This is a genomic window from Streptomyces sp. NPDC051976 (assembly GCF_040680795.1).
Lineage (GTDB): Bacteria > Actinomycetota > Actinomycetes > Streptomycetales > Streptomycetaceae > Actinacidiphila.
The window spans coordinates 1-3,160 of record NZ_JBFAXL010000140.1 but is presented as its reverse complement, the minus strand read 5'-3'; the positions used below and the strand labels follow the sequence as shown (position 1 = coordinate 3,160).

1 protein-coding gene and 1 pseudogene are annotated in these 3,160 nt (G+C 66.3%); both read left to right on the top strand.

Annotation, left to right across the window (positions count from 1 at the left end; all coding sequences use genetic code 11):
- Positions 1-217 precede the first annotated feature (217 nt).
- Positions 218-370: pseudogene (locus AB0M29_RS45035) on the top strand (IS701 family transposase); the annotation flags it as partial.
- A gap of 611 nt (positions 371-981) precedes the next feature.
- Positions 982-2,430: a group II intron reverse transcriptase/maturase gene (ltrA, locus tag AB0M29_RS45030; RefSeq protein ID WP_365393639.1), complete on the top strand. Its 1,449-nt coding sequence runs from the start codon at positions 982-984 to the stop codon at positions 2,428-2,430.
- The last annotated feature ends 730 nt before the right edge of the window (positions 2,431-3,160 follow it).

Below are 3,160 nucleotides of genomic sequence, written 5' to 3'. Positions count from 1 at the left end.
TCCGCATCGGACACGACCAACGGCGCAGCAACAGGCATACGCCATTCAACCGCACTCCGACTCTTCGTCCAAGGACTTCATTCACGCGACACTAGTTCTCCAGTTGCCCTTCTCCATTTCCCTGGTCAGCACGCCTGTCCCGAGTCTAGTGAGCTGACGCTGCATCAGGGCGATGGTGGCTCGTGACCCACCCGATCGAGGTGGCGTTGAGCCTGCCATGGAGCCGGATAGCGAAGCAGGGCTGTGGGCCACCGAGTTGGAGTCGTTGCTGTTGCGGGTGGGCCAGCGGTTCGGCCGCATCGAGCCGCGGCGTCGGATGCAGGACTATGTGCGTGGGCTGCTGGGCCCGGTGAGCCGGAAGAACAGCTGGGTGCGCCACGAGGCGCCGTGTGACCGAGTGGAGGTGGAAGACCTTCGCCGCCGGGCCGTCGCAGCGGCTCGGTAGAAGCTGGGGGCAGTCTGATCCGGGGAACGACGGTGAGGGCGGGAAGCAGCCCCGACAACGCCGGGACGGTGCGGCACTGCCAGACGCGTCGGGTTCGGCAAGCAAGGCCAGAAGGCGTACGAAGAGGAACCTGTGTAAAGCCCCGTAAGTCTTGTCACCGGGCTCCAATCTGGCGGATATGGGCCCGGGTGCAGTGCGTGACCGCTCGCTTCGACAGGGGTGGTCAACTCCGAAGCCGGTCTCCAACTGCCGGTGGGGAGGCCACGCTGAAGGTCTGCGGCTAGGCGTGGTGATGCTGCCGGGGTAGTAGCAGGACGCCGACCTGGCTGATCGGCACATGGTGAACGTGGGAACCGCCTGTGGGCGCCCCCGATTTCCCGGCATCCGGTCCGGAGATCGAGGGCAGGCCCGTTGCCGGCTGAGGTCCGCAGGTGGGGCGGAGGCCCCGTAGTAGTCCGAGCGGAGGAAAGCTCCGCGCATGGCGAAGGGGGCCAGCAAGTCGGCAGGGAGGATGCTGCAATGCCGGGAGGCCGTTAGTGAATACCGACGCGCTGGAGTTCGCGCTGTTCAAGGCCGAGCGCCGGGTACTGGAGATGCAGACCAAGCTGCACTGTTGGGCGACCGACGATCGTGATCGCCGGTTCGACGACCTGTTCAATCTCGTTGCCGATCCCGCGTTTTTGCTGGTCTCGTGGGCTCGGGTGCGGGGGAACAGGGGCGCCCGCTCGGCCGGAGTGGACGGGCAGACTGCTCGTTCCGTGGAGGACGGGCGAGGGGTTGAGGTCTTCCTCAACGAGGTGCGGTCCGATCTGAAGGACCGTGGTTTCCGCCCGCTTCCCGTGCGGGAACGGATGATCCCCAAGCCGGGGACGGCCAAGCGCCGTCGGCTGGGGATCCCCACCGTGCGGGACCGGGTGGTCCAGGCGTCCCTGAAGCTGGTGTTGGAGCCGATCTTTGAGGCGGATTTCCTCCCGTGCTCCTACGGGTTCCGCCCCAAACGCCGGGCTCATGACGCGCTCGCCGAGGCACACCACTTCGTCAAGAGCTCCTATGAGTGGATGGTGGAGGGGGATATCGAGGCGTGTTTCGACTCGATCGACCACACGGCTCTGATGGGTCGGGTGCGCCGCCGAGTCGGGGACCGACGCGTTCTTGACCTGGTGAGGGCGTTCTTGAAAGCGGGCATCCTCAGCGAGGGTGGCCAGTCCAAGGACACCGACACCGGCACTCCGCAGGGTGGGATTCTCTCGCCGCTGCTGGCCAACATCGCCTTGTCTGTCCTTGATGAGTTCATCGCGGCAGGCCCGGGCGGGCCGAACTCCACACAGGGCCAGCGGGCCCGACGACGTCGGCAGAATTTGCCCAACTACCGGCTCATTCGGTATGCGGACGACTTTCTGATCGCTGTGACTGGGACTCGTGAGCAGGCCGAAGACATACGCACCCAGGTGGCGGCAGTATGTGCCCCCATGGGACTGCGGCTGTCGGTGGAGAAGACGGCGATCACCCACATCGACGAGGGGCTGGACTTCCTGGGGTGGCACCTCCAGCGCCACCGCAAACGCGGGACCCAGAAGCACTACGTCTACCTCTACCCCTCCAAGAAGGCTCTCCAAGCCGTCAAGGAGAAGGTCAAGACGCTGTGCAGACAGGACACGAACCTGCCGCTGGCAGTCGTGCTGCACCATCTCAACCCGGTGCTGCGGGGCTGGACGGCGTACTTCCGGCACGGGGTGTCGTCCGCGACCTTCCAATACCTGTCGGCCTTCACCTGGCGCCAGGTATTCGGGTGGCTGCGGCGCAAGCACCGCCGGTCCAGCTGGAAGAGTTTGCGCCGCCGCTACAGCGCGGGCCGATGGTGGCCCGCCGACGACGAGGTGACCTTGTTCAAGTGCGCGAAGGTGCGGACCCACCGCTACCTCTACCGCGGCAACAAGATCCCCTCGCCTTGGCCCAACGGGACCACGACGGCAACGGCCGTCTGAGAGGGCTTGTGGAGAGCCGGATGCCTGGAAATCGGGCACGTCCGGTTCGGGAGGCGGGCCGGGGAAACCCACCGACGGCAACGTCGGCAGGGCGCCCCGGTCCGACCTCACCAGCTCGCCGAGCACGCAGGCCAAGCCACCCCGTACGGCTTGCAGCGGCTGCTGTCGTGGTGCCAGTGGGATCCAGACGAGATCCGTGATGACGTCCGCGTGGCCGGCTCCAGATGGGCCATCGAGGAGTGCTTCCAGGCCGCGAAGAACGAGCGCGGCCTGGACCAGTACGAAGTCCGCCGCTACGTGGGCTGGTACGCCACATCACGCTGCCATGCTCGCGCACACCTTCCTGGCCGCGATGGCCGCCCACGCCCTCGAAAAGGGGGCCGAAGAAACGGTCCGAGCAGCATCGTTCCCCTCACCGTGGCAGAAGTGCGACGGCTCCTGGATCTTGCCCATTCCCCCGCAACCTGGCTACCGAGGCCCCGGCACCGGCTCCGCTGATCACACTGGCGCCAACGCCACCAAGCCGTCGCCCGCCACTGCCACTACCAGCGCCGCGCGCACCCCGATCGGGTGGGTCACGAACCACCATCGCCCGGACCCGCGGCGTCAGCCCACTAGACTCGAAACAAGCATGCTGCCGAGTAGCCGAGGGGAATCTCACCCCTCGGCTCTCACAGAACCGTGCGTAACAGTCGCCCGTTACACGGCTCTTGTCGTTCTGGTCATCAGA